This window comes from Dongia sp. (assembly GCF_041909655.1).
In the GTDB taxonomy this organism is placed as follows: Bacteria; Pseudomonadota; Alphaproteobacteria; order Dongiales; family Dongiaceae; genus Dongia.
On the sequence record NZ_JAYRDA010000005.1, the window covers coordinates 189,902 to 213,504 of the forward strand.

Annotated in this window: 21 protein-coding genes and 1 riboswitch; of the genes, 9 read left to right on the top strand and 12 right to left on the bottom strand. The window is 60.9% G+C overall.

The window, feature by feature from the left end; genetic code table 11:
• The 4 genes from ACE3PR_RS12030 to ACE3PR_RS12045 form a co-directional block, all read right to left on the bottom strand.
• Entirely contained in the window at positions 1-1,218 is a 1,218-nt protein-coding gene (locus ACE3PR_RS12030; RefSeq protein WP_374372099.1) for an FAD-binding protein, read from the bottom strand.
• A gap of 2 nt (positions 1,219-1,220) precedes the next feature.
• The gene (locus tag ACE3PR_RS12035; protein WP_374372102.1) at positions 1,221-2,708 is read right to left on the bottom strand and encodes an FAD-linked oxidase C-terminal domain-containing protein; all 1,488 of its coding nucleotides are present in this window, start codon (positions 2,706-2,708) and stop codon (positions 1,221-1,223) included.
• A 171-nt stretch (positions 2,709-2,879) separates the two neighbouring features.
• Positions 2,880-3,005, bottom strand: coding sequence for a type B 50S ribosomal protein L36 (gene ykgO / locus ACE3PR_RS12040; RefSeq protein ID WP_133612612.1), 126 nt, complete (start codon positions 3,003-3,005; stop codon positions 2,880-2,882).
• 120 nt (positions 3,006-3,125) lie between these two features.
• The gene (locus ACE3PR_RS12045; RefSeq protein ID WP_374372105.1) at positions 3,126-4,079 is read right to left on the bottom strand and encodes a class I SAM-dependent methyltransferase; all 954 of its coding nucleotides are present in this window, start codon (positions 4,077-4,079) and stop codon (positions 3,126-3,128) included.
• Positions 4,080-4,285: 206 nt separating this feature from the next.
• On the opposite strand from ACE3PR_RS12045, the gene ACE3PR_RS12050 reads away from it, so the two are divergent.
• The 3 genes from ACE3PR_RS12050 to ACE3PR_RS12060 all read left to right on the top strand — a co-directional run bounded on the left by ACE3PR_RS12050 (position 4,286) and on the right by ACE3PR_RS12060 (position 7,128).
• Positions 4,286-5,572 (top strand): MATE family efflux transporter, encoded by a 1,287-nt coding sequence (locus ACE3PR_RS12050; RefSeq protein ID WP_374372108.1) that lies wholly within the window; start codon positions 4,286-4,288, stop codon positions 5,570-5,572.
• The gene (locus tag ACE3PR_RS12055) at positions 5,569-6,711 is read left to right on the top strand and encodes an NAD(P)/FAD-dependent oxidoreductase (protein WP_374372111.1); all 1,143 of its coding nucleotides are present in this window, start codon (positions 5,569-5,571) and stop codon (positions 6,709-6,711) included. Before ACE3PR_RS12050 ends, ACE3PR_RS12055 begins: the two co-directional genes overlap by 4 nt.
• Positions 6,712-6,831: 120 nt before the next feature.
• Positions 6,832-7,128, top strand: a complete 297-nt coding sequence (locus ACE3PR_RS12060; RefSeq protein ID WP_374372114.1) for a PilZ domain-containing protein — start codon at positions 6,832-6,834, stop codon at positions 7,126-7,128.
• Positions 7,129-7,145: 17 nt separating this feature from the next.
• On the opposite strand, the gene ACE3PR_RS12065 is transcribed toward ACE3PR_RS12060, so the two are convergent.
• Positions 7,146-7,565, bottom strand: coding sequence for a hypothetical protein (locus ACE3PR_RS12065; protein ID WP_374372116.1), 420 nt, complete (start codon positions 7,563-7,565; stop codon positions 7,146-7,148).
• Positions 7,566-7,684: 119 nt separating this feature from the next.
• On the opposite strand from ACE3PR_RS12065, the gene speB reads away from it, so the two are divergent.
• Positions 7,685-8,638 (top strand): agmatinase, encoded by a 954-nt coding sequence (gene speB / locus ACE3PR_RS12070; RefSeq protein WP_374372119.1) that lies wholly within the window; start codon positions 7,685-7,687, stop codon positions 8,636-8,638.
• Positions 8,639-8,658: 20 nt separating this feature from the next.
• Here speB and ACE3PR_RS12075 read toward each other — a convergent pair whose 3' ends face one another.
• Both ACE3PR_RS12075 and cbiE read right to left on the bottom strand, forming a co-directional pair.
• Positions 8,659-9,486: a methylenetetrahydrofolate reductase gene (locus tag ACE3PR_RS12075; RefSeq protein ID WP_374372122.1), complete on the bottom strand. Its 828-nt coding sequence runs from the start codon at positions 9,484-9,486 to the stop codon at positions 8,659-8,661.
• Positions 9,487-9,760: 274 nt separating this feature from the next.
• Complete coding sequence (gene cbiE, locus ACE3PR_RS12080) at positions 9,761-10,972, bottom strand: precorrin-6y C5,15-methyltransferase (decarboxylating) subunit CbiE (protein ID WP_374372124.1); 1,212 nt, start codon at positions 10,970-10,972, stop codon at positions 9,761-9,763.
• Positions 10,973-11,116: 144 nt separating this feature from the next.
• Positions 11,117-11,318, top strand: a riboswitch (cobalamin riboswitch).
• A 95-nt stretch (positions 11,319-11,413) separates the two neighbouring features.
• On the opposite strand from cbiE, the gene cobG reads away from it, so the two are divergent.
• The 4 genes from cobG to cobJ are packed head-to-tail and all read left to right on the top strand — an operon-like array spanning position 11,414 to position 15,853.
• A complete protein-coding gene (gene cobG, locus ACE3PR_RS12085; protein ID WP_374372127.1) occupies positions 11,414-12,793 on the top strand; it encodes a precorrin-3B synthase in 1,380 nt (459 codons plus the stop codon).
• Positions 12,794-12,798: 5 nt separating this feature from the next.
• A complete protein-coding gene (locus ACE3PR_RS12090) occupies positions 12,799-13,425 on the top strand; it encodes a precorrin-8X methylmutase (protein WP_374372130.1) in 627 nt (208 codons plus the stop codon).
• Entirely contained in the window at positions 13,422-14,156 is a 735-nt protein-coding gene (locus ACE3PR_RS12095) for a precorrin-2 C(20)-methyltransferase (protein ID WP_374372133.1), read from the top strand. The genes ACE3PR_RS12090 and ACE3PR_RS12095 overlap by 4 nt, the downstream gene beginning before the upstream one ends.
• On the top strand, positions 14,156-15,853 hold the full coding sequence (gene cobJ / locus ACE3PR_RS12100) for a precorrin-3B C(17)-methyltransferase (protein WP_374372136.1): 1,698 nt from the start codon (positions 14,156-14,158) through the stop codon (positions 15,851-15,853). Before ACE3PR_RS12095 ends, cobJ begins: the two co-directional genes overlap by 1 nt.
• Here cobJ and ACE3PR_RS12105 read toward each other — a convergent pair.
• Both ACE3PR_RS12105 and ACE3PR_RS12110 read right to left on the bottom strand, forming a co-directional pair.
• The gene (locus ACE3PR_RS12105; RefSeq protein WP_374372139.1) at positions 15,837-16,601 is read right to left on the bottom strand and encodes a cobalt-precorrin-6A reductase; all 765 of its coding nucleotides are present in this window, start codon (positions 16,599-16,601) and stop codon (positions 15,837-15,839) included. The genes cobJ and ACE3PR_RS12105 overlap by 17 nt on opposite strands.
• A gap of 10 nt (positions 16,602-16,611) precedes the next feature.
• On the bottom strand, positions 16,612-17,184 hold the full coding sequence (locus ACE3PR_RS12110) for a GNAT family N-acetyltransferase (RefSeq protein WP_374372142.1): 573 nt from the start codon (positions 17,182-17,184) through the stop codon (positions 16,612-16,614).
• A gap of 139 nt (positions 17,185-17,323) precedes the next feature.
• Between ACE3PR_RS12110 and ACE3PR_RS12115 the strand changes: the two genes are divergently transcribed.
• Positions 17,324-18,169 (top strand): LysR family transcriptional regulator, encoded by an 846-nt coding sequence (locus ACE3PR_RS12115; protein ID WP_374372145.1) that lies wholly within the window; start codon positions 17,324-17,326, stop codon positions 18,167-18,169.
• A gap of 10 nt (positions 18,170-18,179) precedes the next feature.
• Here the strand turns inward: ACE3PR_RS12115 and ACE3PR_RS12120 are convergent, their stop codons facing one another.
• From ACE3PR_RS12120 to ACE3PR_RS12130, 3 genes are all read right to left on the bottom strand, one after another.
• Entirely contained in the window at positions 18,180-21,986 is a 3,807-nt protein-coding gene (locus ACE3PR_RS12120; protein WP_374372147.1) for an AAA family ATPase, read from the bottom strand.
• Between the two features lie 300 nt (positions 21,987-22,286).
• Positions 22,287-23,201, bottom strand: a complete 915-nt coding sequence (locus ACE3PR_RS12125; protein ID WP_374372150.1) for a hypothetical protein — start codon at positions 23,199-23,201, stop codon at positions 22,287-22,289.
• Positions 23,202-23,237: 36 nt separating this feature from the next.
• Complete coding sequence (locus ACE3PR_RS12130) at positions 23,238-23,477, bottom strand: DUF1127 domain-containing protein (protein ID WP_374372153.1); 240 nt, start codon at positions 23,475-23,477, stop codon at positions 23,238-23,240.
• Between the last annotated feature and the right edge of the window lie 126 nt (positions 23,478-23,603).

Below are 23,603 nucleotides of genomic sequence, written 5' to 3' on the forward strand. Positions count from 1 at the left end.
CTACAACTCCGAGTGCAGGCGACCGCGATTTAGAACCCGCTTGGGATCGAACGCAATCCTCACACGGCGCAACAGATCGATCGGGACCTCGGCCGAGAACACGTGATCCCCAGCGCGGCAAGCAGCCGGCGCCCGAATCAAGCTCGCATGACCACCCTCTTTCAGCGCGCTCCGGATCGCCCCGGCATGCGCGTCCTTGTTTTCAGGCATTGTCGGCAATGACAACCATATCCGGCCACCACCCCAATCAACAAAATATTGAATCGCCGACAGGACCAATTCGAGGCGCCTGACGACATCGGCAGCCGCCGCCGGTGGCACAGAGATCAGCCAGATCGCCCGATCACGATCGCCCGCGAATGGCGCCAGCGCGTTGATGGCCTGCCACAATTCAATCGATGCAACATTGTCGACAACGGTGACTTCGCTTCCCAAAATTTCACTCAGCACGTGCCGACGATATCCGACCGATGCCGCAGAGCCTTCCAGTCGCAGAATCATCGCGGACCGTCCGCCCAATTGCGTCGCCAAAAAACCGATCGCCGCAACCGCCGCCGATGGCAGGAACGCAGCACCCGACGGGTCGGCCGTGCTGCCAAGAGCCGCGATCATCGCCTGGTTCGCTGCCACAATGTCGAGATCCGGAAAGATCAGTGAAAGACTCGTCTCCGGAGCAGGCAAAACCTTGAGCGTGACTTCCGTCAGCGCGGCCAGCGTGCCAAACGAGCCGGCCATCAATTTCGGCAGGTCATACCCCGTGACGTTCTTCACCACCTTGCCGCCCGCTTTGAAGATTTCACCGCGGCCGTTGACGCCACGGAATCCAAGAAAATAGTCGCGCGCGGCCCCGGCGAAAGGACGTCGGGAACCGCTGAGATTGCAGGCGAGAACGCCGCCGATTGTTGCCTGGTCCCGCGCGTGTCCAAACAAGGGGCCAAGATCGACCGGCTCGAAAGCCAGATGCTGGTGCTCTGCCGCCAAAGCAGCGCGAATTTCAGCCAGGGGCGTTCCCGCGCCAACCGTGAGCACGAGTTCGGCTGGTGTATAATCGCTGATCCCGGTGAGCGCGGACAACGCGACAGGGATTGCGGGACTCGCCGCCCTGCCCCATCCAGCCTTGGTGCCACGCCCCAGCAGAGTGAGCGGCGTATCCTTGGCATAGGACTCGGCAACAATGTCTGCGAGTTCAGTTTCGGAGCGCGGTGTCAGATGATCCATACTCAGAACCGCGGCAGATCCGGATGTGGCAATTGTCCGCCCTTCACATGCATGGCGCCGAGTTCGGCGCAGCGATGCAGTATCGGAAAGACTTTGCCTGGATTCAGCAGCAGATCGCCATCGAAGGCACATTTCAGGCGTTGCTGCTGACCGAGATCGATCTCACCGAACATGCTGGGCATCAGATCGCGTTTTTCGACGCCGACGCCATGCTCGCCGGTCAGAACGCCACCGACCTCGACGCACAGACGCAGGATGTCGCTGCCGAAAGCCTCGGCCGCATCGAGTTCGCCTGGCTTGTTGGCATCATAGAGAATGAGCGGATGCAGATTGCCATCGCCGGCATGAAAGACATTGGCGACGCGCAAACCGTATTGCGCCGACATCTGCGACATGCGGCGCAATACCTCCGGCAGCCTGCTGCGTGGAATGGTGCCATCCATACAATAGTAGTCCGGCGAGATACGGCCGATCGCGGGAAAGGCCGCTTTGCGACCCGCCCAGATCACCAGACGTTCCGCTTCGCTCTCGCTGATACGCAAGCCAGTTCCACCATGCGCATTCACGATCGCACTCACGCGGGCAATGAGGTCATCGACTTCGACCTTGGGACCATCAAGCTCCACAATCAGCAGAGCCTCCGCATCAAGCGGATAGCCCGCGTGAACGAAATCCTCGGCCGCATGGATCGCGGGCCGGTCCATCATTTCCATGCCTGCCGGAATGATGCCGGCGCCAATGATGGCAGCCACGGCTGCGCCGGCCGCTTCGCTGCTGGCAAAACCAGCCATGAGCGCGCGCGCTGTTTCGGGTTTGCGCAGCAGCCGCACCGTCACTTCCGTCACGACGCCCAACAAACCTTCGGAGCCAGTGAGAATTCCCATGAGGTCATAGAGTCCCGCATCCAGATGCTTTCCACCGATGCGCAGAATTTCACCATTTATCAGAACGATCTCGAGACCCAAGAGGTTGTTGGTGGTGAGACCGTATTTGAGACAATGCACGCCGCCGGAATTTTCGGCCACGTTGCCCCCGATCGAGCAGGCGATCTGGCTGGAGGGATCCGGCGCGTAATAGAAACCATCGGCGGCGACAGCATGGCTGATCGCCAGATTGGTGACACCCGGCTGCACCACCGCGCACCGATTGGCGAGATCGATTTCCAGAATGCGGTTGAGCTTGCCGAGCCCAAGCAGCAACCCGTCAGCCAATGGCAGGGCGCCACCCGACAATGAGGTCCCTGACCCACGCGGCACCACCTTGATGCCAAATTCGCTCGCGATGCGCAAAGCTGCGGCGACCTCGGCGGTCGAGCGCGGCAAAGCAACCGCCAACGGCACTTGCCGGTACGCCGTCAGACCATCGCTTTCGTAGGGGCGCAGCGCGCTCGGTTCTGCGATCACACTTTCAGCACCCATTGCCGCCCGCAGGGCAGCGACGAAGCGCGGCGCTGCGGCAAGTGCGGCTGGATCTGGCGGCGGCATCAGCATGACGTATCTATAGCGCAAAAAGAAACCGCGCGGGCAAGCGCCTCGCGCGGTTTCTGTCTCGATCAGTCGGGCCCAGCTCGATCAACGCGCCGGGCCGGACGAATGTCTAGCCTGCGCAGCCCAATCCGGCGATGCTCGCCATTGATCCCACTGGGATCAGCCTTGGCGGGATCAACCCTGGCGCGCCTTGAAGCGCGGATTGGTCTTGTTGATCACATAGACCCGGCCTTTGCGGCGCACGATACGGCAATCCTTGTGCCGCGCCTTGGCCGACTTCAGCGAATTAACAACCTTCATGGTCCGGTTCCTTGGTCAACGAGTCTTAAATGGTGGCGCAACATAGTGACCGGCGCCGAGACTGTCAACCTCTGGCAAGCGCCATATAAGTTGTTGAATCTATATCGTTTTATAGCCCGGTTACCAATTCGACATCAGCTTGGTTCCACCCAGTTTGATGGCGTAATAGCGCATCACCTTCAGGATGCCGGCGTCGAAGGCGGCCACACGCCGGGTCCACAACTCGACTTCCTTAACCAAAGGATCCGGCATGGCGCGGGCATGAGCGGCCCTTTGTCCGCCGGCCTGGGTGAAATCAACCCAGCCATCCATGATCATCTTGCGATAGCGCTCCGTGATGTCCTCGTTGACGCGAAGATCGAAGTTCAACTCCCGCAGCCAGCGGACATATTCCTCGCCGCTGGCAAAATTCGTGACGTCGGTCGGCAAAAGCCCCAGCCCCTGGAGACGCGGGTCGTCGGCGGGAATATCGTCGCGCCGGACAAAGTCGGTAATCGATATCTGCCCGCGAGACTTCAGGCAACGCTCGAAGGTTTTTAGGATTTTTAATTTATCTTCAACAAGATAGAGGGATTCGGAGGAAAGAATGCAATCGACGGAACCCGCCTTTGGTTCGAAACCATCCGGGTTGTAGCGGATGATATCCGCTTTCTTTTCCATCCCCGCCTTGATCGACATTTCCTTGCCGGCTTTGGCGATCTCGGCGGTTGGTTCCAGGCCATTGACCCACACACCGAATTCGTTGACCAGGGCGCGGGTGCCGCCGCCCAAACCTGCGCCGAATTCCATGACGGTCAATGAGGGGTTCAGACCGAAGGGTTTGGCCAAACCGAGCAGGTATTCTTCGCCACCAGGCTTGTAATAGCCCTCGCCCCAGACTTGCTGCTGGATTCTGATGGTGTCGGTTTCCCATTCCATCAGCGGCGGAATCGGCGGCTCGGCGGGCTTGACGCTGAGGGTCGGCTCCGCCTTACCGGACGGCAGATGCCCTTCCGGCACAGGGACATCGACGCCCTCCCACCAGGCACGCAAACGAAGCTTCCAGGGCGCCTTATCACCGGCTCCTGATCCCATGTTCCCCCTCAGCCCCATTGTCGATTCTCGGAGAATCAACTAGTTAACATTAACTCTTCGAACGCCTATCTGCAAGGCAAGGTTTAAATTCCCAGGCATCGCGCAACGCAGACAGAGGCCGCTAGATGAGCTCGGCAGACCCGCCATCCGTAGCACACTCCCTGGGGCATCATTTCCAGCGGACCATTATCCTGGCGGCTCCCGTGATGGCTGCACGGGTGGGTCTCGTCATGATGTTCACAGTCAATGCAATCTTCTGCGGCTGGCAGGGCAAAGAGGCTCTGGCGGCTTTCGGAGCTGCCGCGGTGCCGCAAGTCACGCTGATGGTTGTCGGCGTCGGACTCCTGATCGGCACCATCATCATGACGGCGCAAGCCGATGGCGCGGAGCGTTTTCTGGAATGTGGTCGAGCCTTGCGCGGTGGCCTCACCATCGCCGCTATCACCGGAACCGTGTATCTGCTGATACTGCTGCCCTCCGAAGCTTGGCTCCGAACGCTCGGACAGCCTGAGGCGACCATCGCCGATGGTAGCACTGCACTACGGATCTTCGGATATTCCCTGCCGGGCATCCTGATGTTTTCCGCCTGCTCATTCTTTCTGGAAGGCATCAACCGACCCTGGCCCGGCATGATCATCGCGCTAGCCGGCAATATCCTCAATCTGGCACTCAACTGGATCTTCGTCCTCGGCAATCTCGGAGCGCCGGAAATGGGCGCTGCCGGGTCGGCATTGGCAACAACGATCACCCGCTGGACCATGCTGGCAGCCATTGGGGGTTACATCCTGGTCATGCCTGACCGGCGCAAATACGCCGCGATTCCATGGTTCACGATCGACCTTGCCGTCTTGCGACGCATGCTTGTACTCGGCCTGCCGCTCGCCTTCGCCATCGGCACCGAAACCGGTTGCTTCAATTTCATGGTGATCATGTCGGGTTGGCTGGGAACCGAGGAACTCGCGACCATGTATGCCGCAATCAATTATACCAGCTTCGTCTACATGCTGACGCTGGGTCTCTCCACCGCCGCCTCGGTCAGAGTGGGCAATGCGATCGGCCGGCGCAGCGCCAACGACATTCAGCGGGCCGGCTGGACCGCAACTGGCCTCGAATTCATCGTCATGGCCGGCCTGGCGACCGCGACCGTTTTCCTGGCGCCACAGATCGCCAGCCTCTACAGCAAGGACATCGCCGTCCTGACATTGCTGGTTCCCGCCCTCTACCTCACCGCTTTGCTGTTCATCGTCGATGGATTACAAGGCGTGCTGATGGGAGCCTTGCGCGGCACCGCCGATACCATGATTCCCACCATCGTCTATGTCGTGAGTTTTGCCTTCGTGGGAATTCCAATGGGTTACATTCTTGGCTACCAATTCGGCATGGGCGTGCCGGCCCTGATATGGTCGCTGATCGCCGCATTGACCTTGGCCACGGCCGGGCTCAGCTGGCGTTTTCACCGCCTCTCTCGCCAATCGGAGGGGTTGTGGCGATGAACATTCACCGCAGCGATTTTCTGGTGATCGGTGCCGGCATTTCCGGTGCAGCGGCGGCGGCGCAATTGGCCGATGGCGGTACCGTCACCATGATTGAGATGGAGGAGCGGCCCGGCTATCACAGCACGGGCCGGTCGGCGGCACTCTACACACCCAATTATGGCCCAGCGATCGTGCGCGCGGTTATCTCAGCCAGCGTCGAGTTTTATCGGGATCCGCCCACCGGCTTCACCGAGCACCCAATCTTTTCACCGCGCCAAGCCTTGACCTTCGTCGGCGCTGGCGAAGAGGGCCGGATCGACGAATTCATGCAAGCGGCCACCCCCGCCACGCCGATGCAGGAAATCTCCCCTGCGCATGCCTGCGAGCTGGCCCCACTCCTGCGGCGTGAAGCCGTCGCGCGTGCTGCCCTTGACCCGCATGTGATGGACATGGACGCCCACGCCATCCATCTGGGCTATCTGAAGATGTTCAAGGCTCGCGGCGGCAATCTTGCTACCGACCAGCGTATCGTCGGACTCGACAGATCCGGCGGCTTGTGGCGCGCCACAAGTGCCGGCGGAGATGTTTTTGAAGCCCCGATCATGATCAATGCGGCTGGGGCCTGGGCCGACGAGATCGGCCGGATGGCAGGCCTGGCGCCGATCGGTTTGCAGCCTAAGCGGCGGACGGCGATCATCATCGCTGGGGATCCGGCTTTAACCCCGCACAACATGCCGGCGATCGATGACGGAGTCACGGAAGCCTATGTGAAGCCCGATGCCGGCAAGCTGATGGCCTCGCTCGGCGATGCCACGCCGAGCCCCGCCTGCGATGCGCAGCCGGAAGACATCGACATGGCCATGATCGTCGATTGGCTGGAACGCACCAGCCATCTCACCGTGCGCCGCATTGAGCATAGTTGGGCCGGCTTGCGTAGCTTCGTCGCAGATGATTGTCCGGTTGTGGGGTTTGATCCCGGCAGCGACGGCTTTTTCTGGCTCGCCGGCCAGGGCGGCTACGGAATCATGCTGGCATCTGCACTTGGACGAATCACGTCGGACTTGATCCGCTCCGGCAGCATCTCTGCCGCCCTGACGGACAAAGGAATCAGCGAATCCGCCCTTTCGCCAGCACGATGCCAAACTGCGATGCTGTGAATTCGACCGAGTTTGGTAAATAAATCATTAAATTCTGCTCACCATGAGGCATAGGGGCTTGGCGATGTTGGGTTGCCATGTCAGATTGCCCGGAGGGGAACTAGCACTGGAACGGCGATTATGACCGACCTGCATAACGAGAGCCAACAGGCCGCGGACCGCCGACGGGCAGAACGTTACATCGTCAATCTGCCGACCGACGTCATGATCAAGGGCAGGCGCGTGACCTGCAAGCTGATCGATATTTCAGTAGGCGGAGCGTTAATCGAAACGAGCGGCCCGGTCACGGTCGGCGACAAGGTCTCGCTGGACCTGCCAAATGTCGGTCCGACCATCGCGACGGTGGTGCGCGTCAGCCCCTCGCATATTGCGATGGCTTTCCCCGGCGCCATCATCATCTCCAGCATCGTCCGCTGAAATCAGCAGCCGTTCCGTTAGGCGCTAAGCCCCATACGGTCCAATTGTTCCAGGATTTCAGCGACCTCGAACTCGCTCAGCGCTTGCGCGCGCGGGATTTCCAGATGCAGGCGGCCGGAAACAGCGCTGACGACCACCGCCTCACGTTTGCGGCGATACCTCTCCGGCATCAGGAACATCCGGTCCCCGGCCGAGAAGCCCTTGACGTCGGGCGACAGAATGCACGCCCCGCCCTGCGAGATGTTGCGGTAATTGGTGATGGCGAGCGTCCGGCCGCGCGACTGATCGTCAAAGATCAACATCGCCGTGCCTGCAAACACAAAACGCGGATGTAGCCGATGATCGGTTGCTTCATGTAGAGCGGTCATTTTAGGCCCCCGAATTGACCCGCTAATAGCTTGAGAATAGGTAGCCTCGCCGGGATTCGCAATCTGCATCCCAGAATCATGAGCGGTCATTGAGGGAAAAAATACCTTCTCATGAGGGGTCGCCTAACCCAGCCGTTGCCATTAAGCTCGCCCGGAATTTGCACCTAAGCCACCCAGCGAGAAGCCAGATGAGCCAGCACACCACCGATACCCACGCCATGATGCAACCCCGCTATACGGGAATTCCGACCTTCATGCGCGTGGCCTTGGCCGATGATTGGGACGCGGTGGATATCGGGCTCATCGGCGTGCCCTACGATGGCGGTGTCACCAATCGGGCGGGGGCCCGTCACGGACCGCGCGAAATTCGCAATCAATCCTCGCTCATGCGCACCATGCATCATGTAACGAGGATCAATCCTTATGCCCTCTGCCGCGTAGCGGATCTCGGCGATGTGCTCTTTCAAAGCCTGCTGAAGCATCCCCAGGCGCTCGACGAGATCGAGGCGGTCTTCGCCAAGATCAAGAAACACGGAATCATTCCGCTGGCGGCCGGCGGCGACCACACGATCTCGCTCCCGATCCTGCGCGCCCTCGCGAAGGATGGGCCGGTCGGCATGATCCATATCGATGCACATACCGATACCTGGGACGAGTTCCAGGGTTCGAAATTCAGCCATGGCTCGCCCTTCCGGCGCGCGACCGAGGAAGGCCTGATCGATCCCAAGCGCGTCATCCAGATCGGTATCCGCGGGGCGCAGAACACGACCGATGGTTGGGATTTCTCGCGCGAGACCGGGATGCGTGTCGTCTATATGGAAGAATTCGCCGAGATCGGCGTGCCGGCCGTGATCGCCGAGGCGCGCCGCGTGGTCGGCGACGGTCCGGTCTACCTGACCTTCGACGTCGATGGACTCGATCCCATCTATACGCCGGGCACCGGCACGCCGGAGATCGGCGGCATTACCACACTGGAAGCGCAGCAATTGCTCCGCGGCTTGCGCAACCTCAACTATATCGGTGCGGATGTTGTCGAGGTGGCACCGAATTACGACAATACCGGCAATACCGCTTTAGTCGCCGCCACCTTGATGTACGAAATTCTCTGCCTCATTGCCGAGCGGATCGCGGCGAATCGCTAAGCGGCAACTGGTAGCACCACTCAGTCCGCCCTGATTGCTGCGGCATTCTCTTCCATGGGCGCAAGCCCTAGGCCGTCACAGATATCGCGAACCAACTCGGCGCGATTGAGCGTGTAGAAATGAAAGCTGTCGGCACCGAGCGACTGCAGGGCGCTGCATTGGGCGATCGCATAATCGACCGCGAAACGGTGGCGCCTGTCCGGGTCATCGTCGATACCGGCGCAGGCCTGGCGCAGATCGGTGGGAATTGAGGCGCCGCAAGCGCCGGCAAAGGCTTCCAGTTTGGCAAAATTGTTGATCGGCAGAATGCCCGGCACAATCGGAACCGAAATGCCGGCTTTGGCGCAGCGCTCGAAGAATCTTTCGAAGGCGGTCAGATCGAAGCAGAATTGGGTAATCGCGCGGGTGGCACCGTTATCGATCTTGCGCTTCAGATGATCGAGATCATCGTCGGCACTGCGGGCTTGAGGGTGCGTCTCGGGATACGCGGCGACGCTGATCTCGAAGGCATGAAGCCGCGTCAAACCCGCGACCAGCGTATCCGCATAGGGGTAACCGCCTTCGGTCGCTTGATAGCGCGCGCCAACCCCTTCCTTCGGGTCGCCGCGCAACGCGATGATGTGCCGAATACCCGACCGCCAATAGCTCTCCGCAACGCTTTCCACGTCGGCGCGTGTTGCATCGACGCAGGTGAGGTGGGCCGCCGCCATGACCCCGACGCGCGTCTGGATCTCGGCGGCGATGGCACCCGTCTCGCGCTGGGTGGAGCCGCCGGCGCCATAGGTGACCGAACAGAAATCCGGCTCCAAAGCAGCGAGCGCATCAACCACTTCCCAAAAAGCTGTCATCGATTGCGTCGGCTTGGGTGGAAAGAATTCGCAGCTGATGGTTGGTCGGCGCGGCAGCCGGGGCGACGGACTGGACTGGGCCTGCTGTCGCAAAACCGAAAACTGAGGCGCGCTGAAAATCAGGTTCATGTCCCGGCCTCCCGACCGTCTTGGCTCAACGTCTAGACATAATGATATGTTTATATCTAATGGACAAACGAATAATTATGCACACGCAGCCGTGCCGCCATGGCATCAATCTATTGAAAACTATGGAAATTATAGAATTGGCAGCCTAAGCCGGTTTCACAACGACAAAAATCGTGACCGGCAAGGCGGCCCGCCAGGCATCGAAACTACCTAAGGCGGCCGCTTGGGAAATGGCGACACGGGTGAGATCGCCACCCAGTTTTTCACGCCACGACACCAACAGCGCTTCACTCTGCACGGTCACCGCATTGGCAACCAAGCGCCCCCCTGGCTTCAAGCTCGCCCAACAGGTTTCCAGCACGCCGGCTTCGGTCACCCCACCGCCGATGAAGATCGCATCCGGACTGTCGAGTCCGGCCAGAGCATGTGGTGCCGCGCCGCCCACAAGCTGCAACCCAGGAACGCCCAATTGCCGGCTGTTTTCGCGGATGAGTTCCTGGCGCGCGGCATTCTCTTCGATCGCGATGGCGCGACAGGCGGGATGCGAGCGCATCCACTCGATGCCGATGGACCCACAGCCGGCGCCGACATCCCACAGCAATTCCCCGGGGCAAGGCGCAAGCCGCGCCAGCGTAACCGCGCGGACATCGCGCTTGGTCAGTTGCCCGTCATGGCGATAGGCACTGTCCGGCAGACCCGCGAGAACCGAAAACGGCTGGGCCTCTGCACCCGATCGACAGTCAACGGCGACAATATTAAGTGCCGCTACCTCGGCGACGGACCAACCGGCGGCGGTATCATCGATACGCCGTTCTTTCGCGCCACCCAGATGCTCCAGCACCGACATCTCACTGGGTCCAAAACCGCGCTGCCGCAGGAGCTTTGCAATGGCAGCGGGCGAGCTACCGTCATGGCTGAGAATCAGCAGCCGGGCGCCCTGATGAAAATGTGCATGCAACAACTCGATCGGCCGGCCATGGATGCTGAGCTGCGCGGTTTCCTGCAGCGGCCAGCCAAGGCGAGAGGCTGCCAGAGAGAATGAAGACGGTACCGGCAGCACACGCATCTCTCCGGCCGGGACATCCCGTGCCAAGCTGGCACCAACACCAAACAGCATGGGATCACCGCTCGCCAGCACGCAAACCGGCTTTCCGCGCAAGGCCAGCAAGTCCCGCAGGCCGTCGGCAAAAGGACTCGGCCAGGAACGGCGCTCTGCCTTGATCTCGTTCGGCAGCAAGGCTAGGTGACGCTGGCCGCCAAAAACGATGCCGGCATCCTTGAGCGCGGCCCGGGCCGTTTCGCCCAAGCCCGCCCACCCATCCTCACCGATACCGATCACGGTTAACCAGGCTGCCATACCCCACTCTCGTGCCGCCCCGCGGCATATCTTTGTTAAATGGGCCAGATTTCGGCCTGAATACGGCATGATCCGCCCTGCGGCAAGCTTTCACGCAGCGCCAAAGACCCTAGAATCTTCTTCCGCTGCCCCGGCACGTCCTATAGAAGATGGCCAATCATCGGTGCCCCGGATGGGGCCTAAGAGGGAACACGGGAAACCGGTCTTTTCACCTGGTTAGCCGTGGCTGCCCCCGCAACTGTGAGCGGCGAGCCGCATTGCTTCGCGCCACTGGGCATGACCCGGGAAGGCAGCAATCGGCAAAGACCCGCGAGCCAGGAGACCTGCCGGTGATGGAAGTCGCTCGTGGATACATCGGCCGGGGCGTGCCGATGCAGCGGCGCTCAGCCTCATCCGAGGCCGGACGCTCAATTCACTGCGGCGGTTGAAACCGGTGCGACAGTGCCAGAGAGCGCGACCAAGACGAGCAAGCCTGTTTCTGCGGGTCAGACCAAGACTGGCCGCGCCTCCGCTTGCCCCGGTCTCTTCCGGATCGTACCGGCACTGGATGGTGGCATCTGCCGCATCAAATTGCCGTTGGGCCGTCTCACCAGCCGACAGGCACGCGCCATCGCCGATATCGCCGGGCGTTCTTCCGCCGGTGCCATCGAGGCTACCAACCGCGCCAATCTTCAGATCCGCGGTATCCGGCCTGGCACCGAGCCGGAGGTGATCGCTGCATTGCTTGCCGCCGATCTGGGTGCCGCGAATGCGGGGGCCGATGACGTGCGCAATGTCATGGTCAGCCCTCTCGCCGGCAATGATCCGGCTCAGATCCTGGATGCCAGCGACCTCGCGCAACGAGTTTTGCAGCGGCTGCAGGCCGAACCGCGCTATCATGCGCTCTCGCCAAAATTCGGTATCCAGATTGACGGCGGCGAGGCAATGGCCATGCTGGATCATCCCAACGACATCTGGCTCTCGGCGGTGGACCACGAGACCTTTGCCTTTGGTTTCGCCGGATGCCCACCTCTCAAGGATCGTGATCGCACCGCCGGTTTTATTGCCGCGGCACTAGCTGAAGATTTCGTCTTCGCTTGCCTGGATTTCTTTCTGTCGCTCAATGGCACCCGCAACAGCGCCGGACAGGAGATCTCCCGCTTCCGCCACGTGCTGATTAACATAACGGCCGAGGAAATCGTCGCCAGGATCGCCTTGCCGGTTCGGCGCGACATCACCAGCGCCGACTGGCACCGTACATCGCCGATCGGCTTTGCGCATCTCGGTTCACGGCCGCAATCCGATGATCGATTTGTCGCGATTGGAGCGCTTCCGCCACTCGGCCGCCTTGATCCGGCAACCTTGCGGAAACTAGCCGACCTCGCTGACAAGGCCACGCTCGGTGAAATACGCTTCACCCCCTGGCAGAGCATCGTGCTGCCCAATGTCGCGGCATCTGACAGCCAATCCGTGCTCAACCTGCTGGACTCGCTTGGCTTCATCACGCAGGCCGATCAGCCACTGGCGGCGATGATCACTTGCGCCGGCAGCGCAGGCTGCGGCTCGGCGCATGCCGACACCAAGGCAGATGCCATATCTCTCGCCCACGCACTTCGCGCATTGGATACTGCCGTGTTCGGCATTCACCTGAGCGGCTGCAGCAAGTCCTGCGCGGCACCCAGGGCCACTCAAGCCACACTGGTCGGCACGTCGCCCGGGCATTACGACGTCTTCTGGCGCGAAGACACGACGACCAACAAATTCGGCGCCTTGATCGGGGCCGATCAATCCATCGAACAGGCGGGCCGCTTGCTGGCGCGCCGAGATTCCAAGCAAAGGTAAGTTTGATGATCGAGTACGAGCGCGATGGTCAGGAGATCTATCGCCAATCCTTTTCCACGATCCGTGCCGAAGCCGATCTTGCCGGTATTCCGGCCGATCTCGAGAAGCTTGCGGTGCGCGTGGCGCATGCTTCCGGCATGGTGGATGTGATCCAGGATCTGCGTTTCTCGCCCGGGGCCGGCACCTCGGGCCGAGAGGCTTTGCGGCGTGGCGCCCCAATCATCGCGGATTGCCGGATGGTCGCCGAAGGAGTGACGCGCTCCCGCCTGCCCGCCGATAATCCCGTCATCTGCACGCTGCAGGACCCGCGCGTTCCGGAATTGGCCAAAGAAATGGGCAATACCCGCTCAGCCGCGGCACTCGATCTCTGGCACGATCATCTGGCCGGCAGCGTCGTCGCCATCGGCAATGCGCCCACGGCCCTCTTCCGCCTGTTGGAGTTGCTCGATGCAGGCGCGCCCAGGCCAGCTCTGATACTGGGCTTTCCGGTCGGCTTCGTGGGTGCCGCGGAATCAAAGGACATGCTCGCCGCCGACAGCCGTGGTGTGCCCTATGTCATCGTGCGCGGTCGCCGCGGCGGCAGCGCCATGGCCGCCGCGGCCGTCAACGCCCTGGCAACGGAGAAGGAATGATGAGCAAGCCGGGACGTTTGTTCGGCCTGGGCGTCGGCCCGGGCGATCCGGAGTTGATGACCGTGAAGGCCGTGCGCCTGCTGCAGCAATCGCCGATCGTCGCTTATCTCGCGGCCAAAGGAAAAAAGGGTAACGCGCTCACCATCATCGAATCCTATCTGCGACCCGAGCAGACGACCTTGCCGCTGATCTATCCGGTAACGACGGAAAAGCTGCCAGCACATCTCAATTACGAAACGCTGGTCAGTGATTTCTACGATCAATCTTCGGAAGAAGTGGCGGCGCATCTTGATGCCGGCCGCGATGTCGCCGTCATCTGCGAAGGCGATCCGTTCTTCTATGGGTCGTTCATGTACATCCATGACCGGCTCGCGACGCGCTATGAGACGGTCGTCGTGCCGGGTGTCTGTTCAGTTCTCGGCGCTGCCTCGGTGCTGGGCGCTCCGCTGGTCTATCGCAACCAGAGTCTCTCGATCCTTTCCGGCGTTCTGCCAGAAGACGAATTAAAGCGGCGCCTTGCCGACAGCGATGCCGCCGCGATCATGAAGCTCGGCACCAATTTCACGAAGGTACGCAAGGTCGTGACCGACCTTGGTCTTGCCGACCGCGCGCTCTATGTCGAGCGTGCCACCATGAGCAATGAGCGTATCCTGCCCTTGGCCGAGGTCGATCCCAGTTCGGCACCCTATTTTTCGATCGTGATCGTGCCTGGCAAGAAGTGGCAGTCCTGATGAGTATGCCGGTCGCCATTCTGATCCTTGGCGCCAACAGTCTGGCGACCGCCCGACGGATCAAGGCGGCGTTACCGGACGCCAGGATTCATGGCCTTGCCACGCGCGTCGAGGGCGCAGATATCGCCTTCACCGAATTCGGTGAAACCTTGCGCAATCTTTACCGCAACGGCCATCCCATCGTCGCCCTTTGCGCCGCCGGCATCGTCATTCGCGCCCTCGCTCCACTTCTTCAAAGCAAGAGTGTCGAACCCCCGGTTCTCGCAATCGCCGAGGACGGCAGTGCCGTGGTGCCGCTTCTGGGTGGCCTCAATGGCGTCAACCTACTTGCGCGCGAAATTGCCGCCACCCTTCAGGTAGCACCCGCCATCACAACGACGGGCGAGTTGCGCTTCGGCACCTGCCTTCTCAATCCGCCCGCGGGATACAAACTGCGCAATCTCGCCGACGGCAAGTCCTTCATCGCCAATCTGCTGGCCGGCGCCAAGATGCGGGTCCAAGGCGAGGCCCCTTGGCTCGCGGAGGCGCGCCTGCCGATCGACGATGGCGGTGCATTGCTTGCACGCGTCACTACACGCGACATCCAGCCGGGTGAGAACGAGCTGATTTTTCACCCCGCCACCATCGTCGCCGTCGTGACACGCACCGGCAGCGACCTTGCCATGAGAATTTCAGCGGCCTTGGCCTCCGCCGGGCTAGCGCCCCATGCTCTTGCCTCGCTCCTGGCTCCCGTGAATTGCATGACGGATGTGGAGATCAATCAAGTTGCCGAGAGATTCGGCATTGGTCTGCGCTTCGATGATGGCGATGCATTCCAAGCCGCCGCGCCGACTGCAATCGCGACGCATGACGGCGACGGCATTGCTCTGCTGGTATATCGGCGCCCCAGTGAGGTTCCCACGATCGGGCGCAAGCGTGGGCGCTTGACCGTAATCGGCCTAGGACCGGGTGACGCCAGCATGATGATTCCGGCAGCACGGCAGGCACTAGATGCCGCCGAAGACATCGTCGGCTACGACACGTATGTGAAAATGGCCGGCCCCTTGCGCGACGACCAGGTCGTGCATGCCTCGGACAATCGCGAAGAACTTTGGCGGGCGCGCCAGGCTTTTTCGCTGGCCGCCAGTGGTCGGTCCGTGGCGGTTGTTTCCTCGGGCGATCCAGGCGTCTTTGCCATGGCGGCGGCGGTGCTCGAAGCTCTCGATGACGCTGAAGAGCCAGCTTGGCACGATGTCGAGCTCATGATCCTGCCCGGCGTCTCGGCCGCCCTTGCCGCGGCGGCGAAGATCGGCGCACCGCTTGGCCACGATTTCTGCTTGATCTCCCTATCCGACAATCTGAAGCCCTGGTCCGTCATTACCGACCGCCTGGCCCACGCCGCCGCAGCCGATTTTGCAATGGCCTTCTACAATCCCATTTCCAAGGCGCGACCTTGGCAATTGGGCGAAGCGATCGAGATCCTGCGCCGCTATCGAGAGCCACGGACGCCGGTCGTGCTCGGCCGCGATGTCGGCCGTCCGGCAGAAACGATGCGTGTAACGACACTGGGAGACCTGACCCCGGACATGGTCGATATGCGCACCGTGGTCATTGTTGGCTCGTCGACAACGAAAGTGATCGGGAAACCGGACGGTAGCGAATTGGTCTATACGCCGCGCTGGTACGGATCGCCCCCAGCTCTCAAGCAGCAGATGTAAGCTCACGCAGCCAGGCGAGCGCTGAGTCGACGCTTGCCACAGCCGCCACGTCCGGCCGCGCTGGACGCCGCTGCATGATGACGTCGATTCCAAGTTCCCGCGCGGCAATCAGCTTCGCATATGTGGCATTCCCGCCGCTGTTCTTGCAGACGATGCAATCAATGTCGCGGGATTGCAGCAGTGCCCTTTCATCCTCCAGGCGGAACGGCCCGCGCGCCTGCACAAACTCCGCTTGCGCGAATTGCAGTCCCGAATCTGGCGGCTCGACGGAACGAATGACGAAGCCGGTATTCACAAGACTGGTAAAGGACGCCAATTCCTGCCGGCCAAGGGCCAGGAAAACACGGCGCTGTCCGTCACGGAGCAGCGCCACAGCCTGTGACCAGTCGTCTATTTCCGTCCAGTGGTCGCCTGGCTGCGCAATCCAGGCTGGCCGCGCCAGCCGCAGCAACGGCGTGCCGGTTGCAGTTGCAGCCTCGGCGGCGTTCCAGCCCATGCGCCGCGCGAAAGGATGCGTGGCATCGATCACCGCGAACACACCATACTCGCCTAGATAGCGCGCAAGGCCCGCGCTGCCGCCAAAGCCGCCGATGCGAAACTCACCCGGCGGCAGGCGCGGATTGGCCACACGTCCGGCAAGTGAAGAGATAACGCGCCATTCCTCGCCGTGACGGCAGAGGGTATCAGCCATGGCCATACCCTCGCCCGTACCACCCAAGATCAGGATTGTCCGCTTCAGCGATCCCACTCTTCACCCGTCACGATGCAACCCGCGCAGCCACATCCTCGTCAGCTAGGCATTTCACCATGTCGACATAGCCGAAGCTTGCATTGTCGCCAAGATCGATCTGGCCGCCACCAGTCGAACGATAGCCGCGCGCGTGGTAGAAATCCACGCCCGACAAGGTTGCCATCAGGCGCAGGTCGCGAATTCCGAGCCGATAGGCGTCCTGTTCGATATGGCGCATCAACCCAGAACCAATACCGGCACGCGCCCGGTCCGGGTCGACAAAAACCGACCGGACCAGCGCATTGTCCACCCTTGAATCCGGCGCCAGAGACGCGCTCTCGCCATGCGCAGAGTAACCGGGGGCACGCCGCGACCAGCCCCCACTGCCGACATAATTCCCGGCAATATCGATTGCCACAAAATAATGTCCCTCCGCCACGACAGCGTCGTCCATCGTTGATATTTTCCGCAGGAACGTCTCCAGGACGTCTTCTGCATAGTAAGCCCGCCCAATGATCCGCATGGATCTTTCCTGCATGGCGCGCAGGGCGACGATGTCGGTCATCTGGGCGCGACGAATGTAGATGTCATTGATCCACATGATGCTTCCACGATTCTGTTAACGACAGCCTGAGCCGACTGGCCCTTCCCGTCTGTGAAGCAGTTCATTGCCGCATCGCGGCTATTTCTGGCCAACGAGTAGTTGAAATCGCGGTCATTTACGAAAATGATGGGGTTCTATGGAAATCGACTATCTGCGCACCTTCGAAGCGATCTGCGACCTGGGCAGCTTTACGGCGGCGGCCCGGCAGGTTGGCCGTACGCAATCCGCCGTCAGCCTGCAGATCCGGCGCATGGAAGATCTTCTGGGCAGGCCCTTGTTCGAGCGCACCAAGGGAACCATCCAGTTGACTCCGCATGGTGAAGCATTTTTGCTTTCAGCACGGCGAATCATCGCGGCCTATGACGAAGCTCTGCGCTCGTTTGACCGATCCTCGATCGAGGGTACCGTGGTGCTTGGCTTACCGGAAGATTATGCCCCGCGCATTTTGACGGCTGGGATCGCCGGCTTCACGGAGCTTTATCCCCTGGCAACACTCGACCTCTTTCTTGACGAATCGAAACGTTTGTCGCGCCTCATCGTTGACGGCACGGTCGACCTCGCATTCATCACGACTGGCGAGGGCGTTCCCCACCAAGGGTCGGATGTCTTTAGTGATCGGATTGTTTGGGTAGGTCCAGCCGACGGCAGCCTGCATTTGCGTGATCCATTGCCGGTCGCCGTCTGGCGAGAGGATGACACCTATGCACAAATGATGATCGATGCCTTGCAACGCGAAGGACGATCCTACCGGATCGCCACGCACACCCGTAGCATGGCCGGCCTGCGGGCAGCCGTCACCAGTGGGCTGGCCGTGACAATCATGGTAGAAAGCAGCAAGACCGCCGAGATGGTCGAACTACTGCCGGAGGACGGCTTCCCACCCTTAAAGCAAGTCACCGTGCAGTTGGTTAAGGGAACGAAACGGAAGGCACCGGTCATTGATCGGCTGGAGCAGCATTTGCTGAACATGCTGGTGGCCTGACGGCCGCAACTCAGCGCGATTGCCGTAGCAGCCGATCGACCGCATCCGTAGCAGCAGCGATCTCAACCTGCCCCGACAACTCAAGGGCCCTCGCCATCAATTGCTGTGCCTCGATCAGCATCATTTCGTAGCCACGCCTTTCGGCCAGCTCCGCCGCCTCACGCAAATAATCCAGGGCTATCAGCCCTAAATCGCGGCGATCCAAAGCAACCTGACCGAGGCATAACAAGGCCATCACCTCAATATCCCAGTAACCCCAGTACCGGGCAGACTGGAGCACGCTCTCTGCTTCGATTATAGCCTCGCGCCATTGGCCAGTACGGCGGCGCGAATCGGCGAGGTAGATTGCGCTCATCGCTTCCACCGCGATGAATTCCGCCGCCGCTGCCTGCCGTTTCGTGGCCTCCAACAGATGAAGTCCAGCCTCGGTATGACCGCTCAGCACATAAGCGTAACCCAGGCCAGTGCGCGCCCAGGCCGCAACCCAGCCCAGATCGCTGCCTTCGGCCAAGGCGCGGCTACGGTCGAAGACCGCGACCGCCCTAATCGAATTGCCGTCCTGGATCTCGATAAACCCCTCCCGCAAATGTGCAACAGCACGATCATAGGGCTTGTCCGCTTCTTCGGCGATAACAATGGCTTCATCGGTGATACGTCTCGCCTCGGTCAAATCTCCTTTCAAGGTCAGAGCATCGGCGAGATGCATCAGGCACCAAACGGATCGCAATCCCGTTTGCCCCAGACGCTCATGGCGCAGTTCCTTCGTGAGGCGAGCACGGATCGGCGTCAGGAGATCCAACGCTCCCGCGATGTCACCGCGGAAAGCGCAAGCCTGCCCCATCGCCAACCGGGCCTCCAACCGAAACAGAGAATCATCGCTCCGCTCCGCAAGATCGCAGGCCCGGCCGGCAGCGCTGATCGCTTCTTGAATCCGACCTTGCGAACTCAAAATGTAGCTCTTGTGGATGCAGATGGACGTCTGCCTCTTGATATCGCCGCGCGCTGCGACGATTTGCTCGGCCACTTGCAGATGATCGAAGGCCCGCGAAAATGCGGCGATAGCTCCCAGAGGCGGCCGCAGACGCAGCCGCAAAGTGGCCGAGAACTTCTGTGTCGCATCCGTAACGGCGAGATGCGGCAGAACCTTCAGCCCCGCCTCATAGAATCGTACCGCCTCCCGATATGCCGACCGACGCACACTTTTGTCACCGGCAAGCCGCAGAAACTTTGCCGCCAAGCTCCATTTTTCGCCATTTAATGCATGATGGGCGAGTCGCTCGATCATTTCTTCGCCACGCTGGCGCTGCTTTACCAGAATGATCTTGAGGACCCGCCGATGCAGTTTGCGGCGTTGCGCGATCAATAGATTCGCATATGCGACATCTCGGGTAAGCGCGTGCTTGAAAGCAAACCGCCGATGTGGCGGCGGCCGGGTTTCGAACAGGAACTCGGCCTGCTGCAGAGCCTCGAGCTGGCCGTCGAGAGTTGAGGCCTCCAGTTCCATCAATGGCAGCAGCACATCAAGCGGCACGTCATCACCAATCACCGCGGCGACCTGAAGAAGCAGCTTCAATGGCGAAGAAAGGCGATCAATGCGCTCGCCCAGGACGGCCTGGATGGTCGCCGGAAGACGCAATTCTTCTTGCTGCTCCACAAGTCGGTAGGCGCCGCGGACACCGATCAGGGCTCCCGACTCAACCAGCGCTGCGACAGCTTCCTCAAGGAAGAGCGGCGTGCCAGCCGTGCGTTCAATGACACGATGCTTCAAATCGCCCAAAGAGGCATCGTCGCCCAGCAACGCATCGGCCATTTCCCTGGCAGATGCCTCGTCCAATGATGCAAGGCGCAGCAACTGACAAACGCTTCGCGCCACCCACGCAGGCATCCCTTCGGGCCGCGTGGTGACGAGAAGGAGGATGGGGCGACGCGCCAATCGACCAACCATGGCCTCGACAATGGCAGCGCTCTCCGAATCCGCCCAATGAAGATCCTCGATCAGCAAGACGATCGGCTGCCGCGCAGCCAGAGCGCTGATAACCGCATCCACCGCGTCCGTCACCTGTCGGCGCCTGACGCCGGCATCGAGCCGATTCCAGGATTCGTCAGGGGGCAGATCGAGCGGCACGCCGAGCGCCGCCTCAGCCCAAATCAGATCGGAATCGAGGGACACCAGAGCGTCACGCAGGCGCGTGCGAATCTCGCTTTCCGGCAACCGTGCCCCCAGTTGCAGCCAATGCCGCAGCAAACGGCCAATCAGGTAATAGGGCGTGTCATGGTCATAGGGTGTGGCCCCACCCTCCAGCCGCAGACACCGGGAAGGATCCAGCTCTTCATGCTGAATCACTTCATGCATGAGACGCGACTTACCCAGACCCGGCTCACCGACAACCACAGCGACTTGCCCCGCGCCTGATCGAGCTTGCCGGGCAATCCTCATCAGGGCGGACAGCTCGTGATTGCGGCCGACAAAAGCCGTCAAACCACGGCTCACACGCGCATACCAGCCGCCAGTCACGGCAGCCGGCGCCAACAATGTTAGCAGTTGAATCGGCTCATCAAGCCCCGGCAGGCTGAAGGCGTCGCACGGCTCGGCTAGAAACAGGCCTTCGATCGGTCGGAAAGTTTGCCGCGTCAGATAGATTGCTCGCGCCGGAGTCACGCGCTCGATCTCTTCGGTAATCCTGAGTGCTGGCCCAAATGCCTCCACGTTTTCGCCGCGGCATCGCACCAGTAACTCACCGGCATGAATCGCAACGCCGATAAGTTTCTTATCGCTCGCGTCCATAATGGCAAGCGCCGCCATGCATGCACGGGCCGAATGATTCTGACAGGCGATGGGCGCACCGAACAGAGCCGTGATCCCATCCGATCGCCGCTGCATCGTGGCGCCGCCATAGCGTTCGACCGCTGATTTCATAAGCGCCAGCAGGGGCGCGAGACGGTCGGCGGCGACCTCCGGATCTACCGACAACGAGGCCTCGCGCAGGCTGGCATGCAGCACGGTGACCTGCTTGCGCTCCTCTGACAGATCGCCCGATGCCTCAGCCAAGGGTGCCCGGCTCCGCGCGGCGATCGCGCCTACAGGTGGTGCCTGCAGCAATTTCCGCCAGTGGCCCGCCAAGGCGTCGCCATCCTGCGGATCGATCTCGCGCATACGCTGGATGGAGAGCTCAGCCTGCATCTCCGCTTCTCGCCGCCGACCAACTGCCATCAGCAGCGTCAACATGTCTGCGTGATGGGCGGCAATGTCGGGGGCGATGGTCAGTCGTCGCTGTGAATAGATCACGGCATCTTCCGGCGGCAACCCATGCACGAGGACTTGCAGAAACCGCAGATGCAAGCGCCGGGCGGTTTCTCTCTGCGTCGTCAGCCAAAGCTGAAAATCCGAGCAATTGCTAAGATCCAGCCCTTCCGCGAACTCGCCGTCAAACAGATCCACTGCCGCCGTCACATCCGACAGCGAGGCATGCTCCTGTGCCGACAAATTTTCGACCATGTGCAGATCGACCTCAAGGCAGTCGGTGGCTAACGATACATTCTCGCGATCCGCCTGGATGCGCACGCAGTCCTCGCTGTCGAGCAATGGCCGCAGCCGGCTGAGGCTCCAGCGCAGCGATCCGCGTGGATCATCCGGGATATCCCAAAAGAGAGAGCACAATCGATCACGCCGATGAGGACGGGCGGTGGCGGCGAGGTAAACCAGAAGCGCACGCGTTTTCTTGGATGGCGGCAAGGCAACAAACGCGCCATCGCGGAATAGGGCGACTTCACCCAACAGGCGCAGGCGAGGTGGCGCATTTGATCCAGTGACGGTCAACGTACTGCCCTTGTGCCGCTCAAATGGAATGGCAACGCCATCATGCCGGATTCCGGCTTGGGCGTCATGTTCCTTGGCTCTGATTGGCTGCGGTCGGCCAATCAGGCGCTAGCAGCGACTCTGCCCGCCATTAAAGGCGGCGGTTGCGCATGCCTCGGGTCTCTTTACCTTTATCTCGACCTCGAACCGGGCCGATTTTGAACTGATCGGTCAATAGATGAAGATTGTTGCAATGGGTAAGCGCGAATCGATCGGCCATGGAGTATGGCGAGGTACCGCACTCCATGGCCTGTTAACTCATCAGCAGAAGGCGGGAGCTACGTCGTCGACCCGCTTGCGGCCATCCGGCGATATGCGGCCCAGGGTGATGAGAAAGTTCTGATGCGTCATGCCTGAACCGATAAATGTCCAGCGCAACGCCTGATGCTGCACGTTAAGAAACGTTTCCTGCTCATCGCCGCTCAGACGCCGGCCACTGGCTGATTGGAAGCTTTCCAGATCGAATTTGGCTTGCTGGCTGAGGCCGGTATCGAGGAAGGCTCCGATTGCCATGTACCCGTCGATCGCCTCGGCGATACCCGCAGCATCGGTCCGGCTCGCCAGATGCTCGACGATCAATGTGTCAAGCTTGGCATGCTGCGCCTCTTCCATCCAGTGGTGCCGTAGCAGGCTCTTGAATTGTGGATCGAGTCCACGGTCGTCCTTGACGCTGTCGAGATAGTGCGATTGCGTCATCCATTCGATATGCAGGATAAGCAGTGCCACCGCGAGCGGCGGATGGGCCAGGATCGCCTTGGCAATGTCTTCGGCCGGCCCGATGATCTCGCAATCGGTCCCGAAACCATCCTCGAACTCGCTGCAGAAACGCTTGAAGAGATGGATGTGCTTTGCCTCCTCGCCGGCGAATTGCAGCAAGGCTCGGATCTGCCAATCATCGCTCGCCACGACCTGACGGGCGTGGTCCAGGATAAAGGGCAGAATGAACTCCTCGGAGAGGCCAAAGGTCGAGAGATAGCCATAGCCACGGATCTGGTTGAGCACGATACGATCCGCCGGCTTAAGGAAAGTTAGCGGCTCAACCCTCGCCATGGTCTCCGGCATGAATGGGCGCGAGAAATCGAGCTGCTTGTCGCCCCCAATAATGTCCTCGATCCGCCAATTGATTTTCTGCGCGGCGTTCAGGGCTTCTTTATAGCTGTAGCTATGGGCCTGCATGATGCGTTCCTCTTTGCTGGGGTTAGGGTATGGCGGTTAACGATCGAACTCATGGCGGCCGTATTTGACCATTCGGATGATCTGCGACCGGCCGATGCCGAGATCGCGGAGCAAGTGGTCGGACATGCCGCTCATGGCGTGAATGGCTCGGCGTTCCTCCCGGCGCTTTTGCATGTGCACGAGGAACCTCCAGGCGACCTGCGCAACGCGCCGCACCGAAAGAAGGGCCTCCAGCGGCCGGGTGCTCATCGGTCGAGTATTCGTGGTCGAGAACATCGTAATCTCCGTCTTCCTGTCCAACGGGTCCGGCTGCCCGCCTATCGGGGTCCGACCGCTCGGGTTGCCAGGAAGATGGCGGTGGACCATGTGCAGGAGCGTGTGAATGAGCGTGGAATTTCTGCG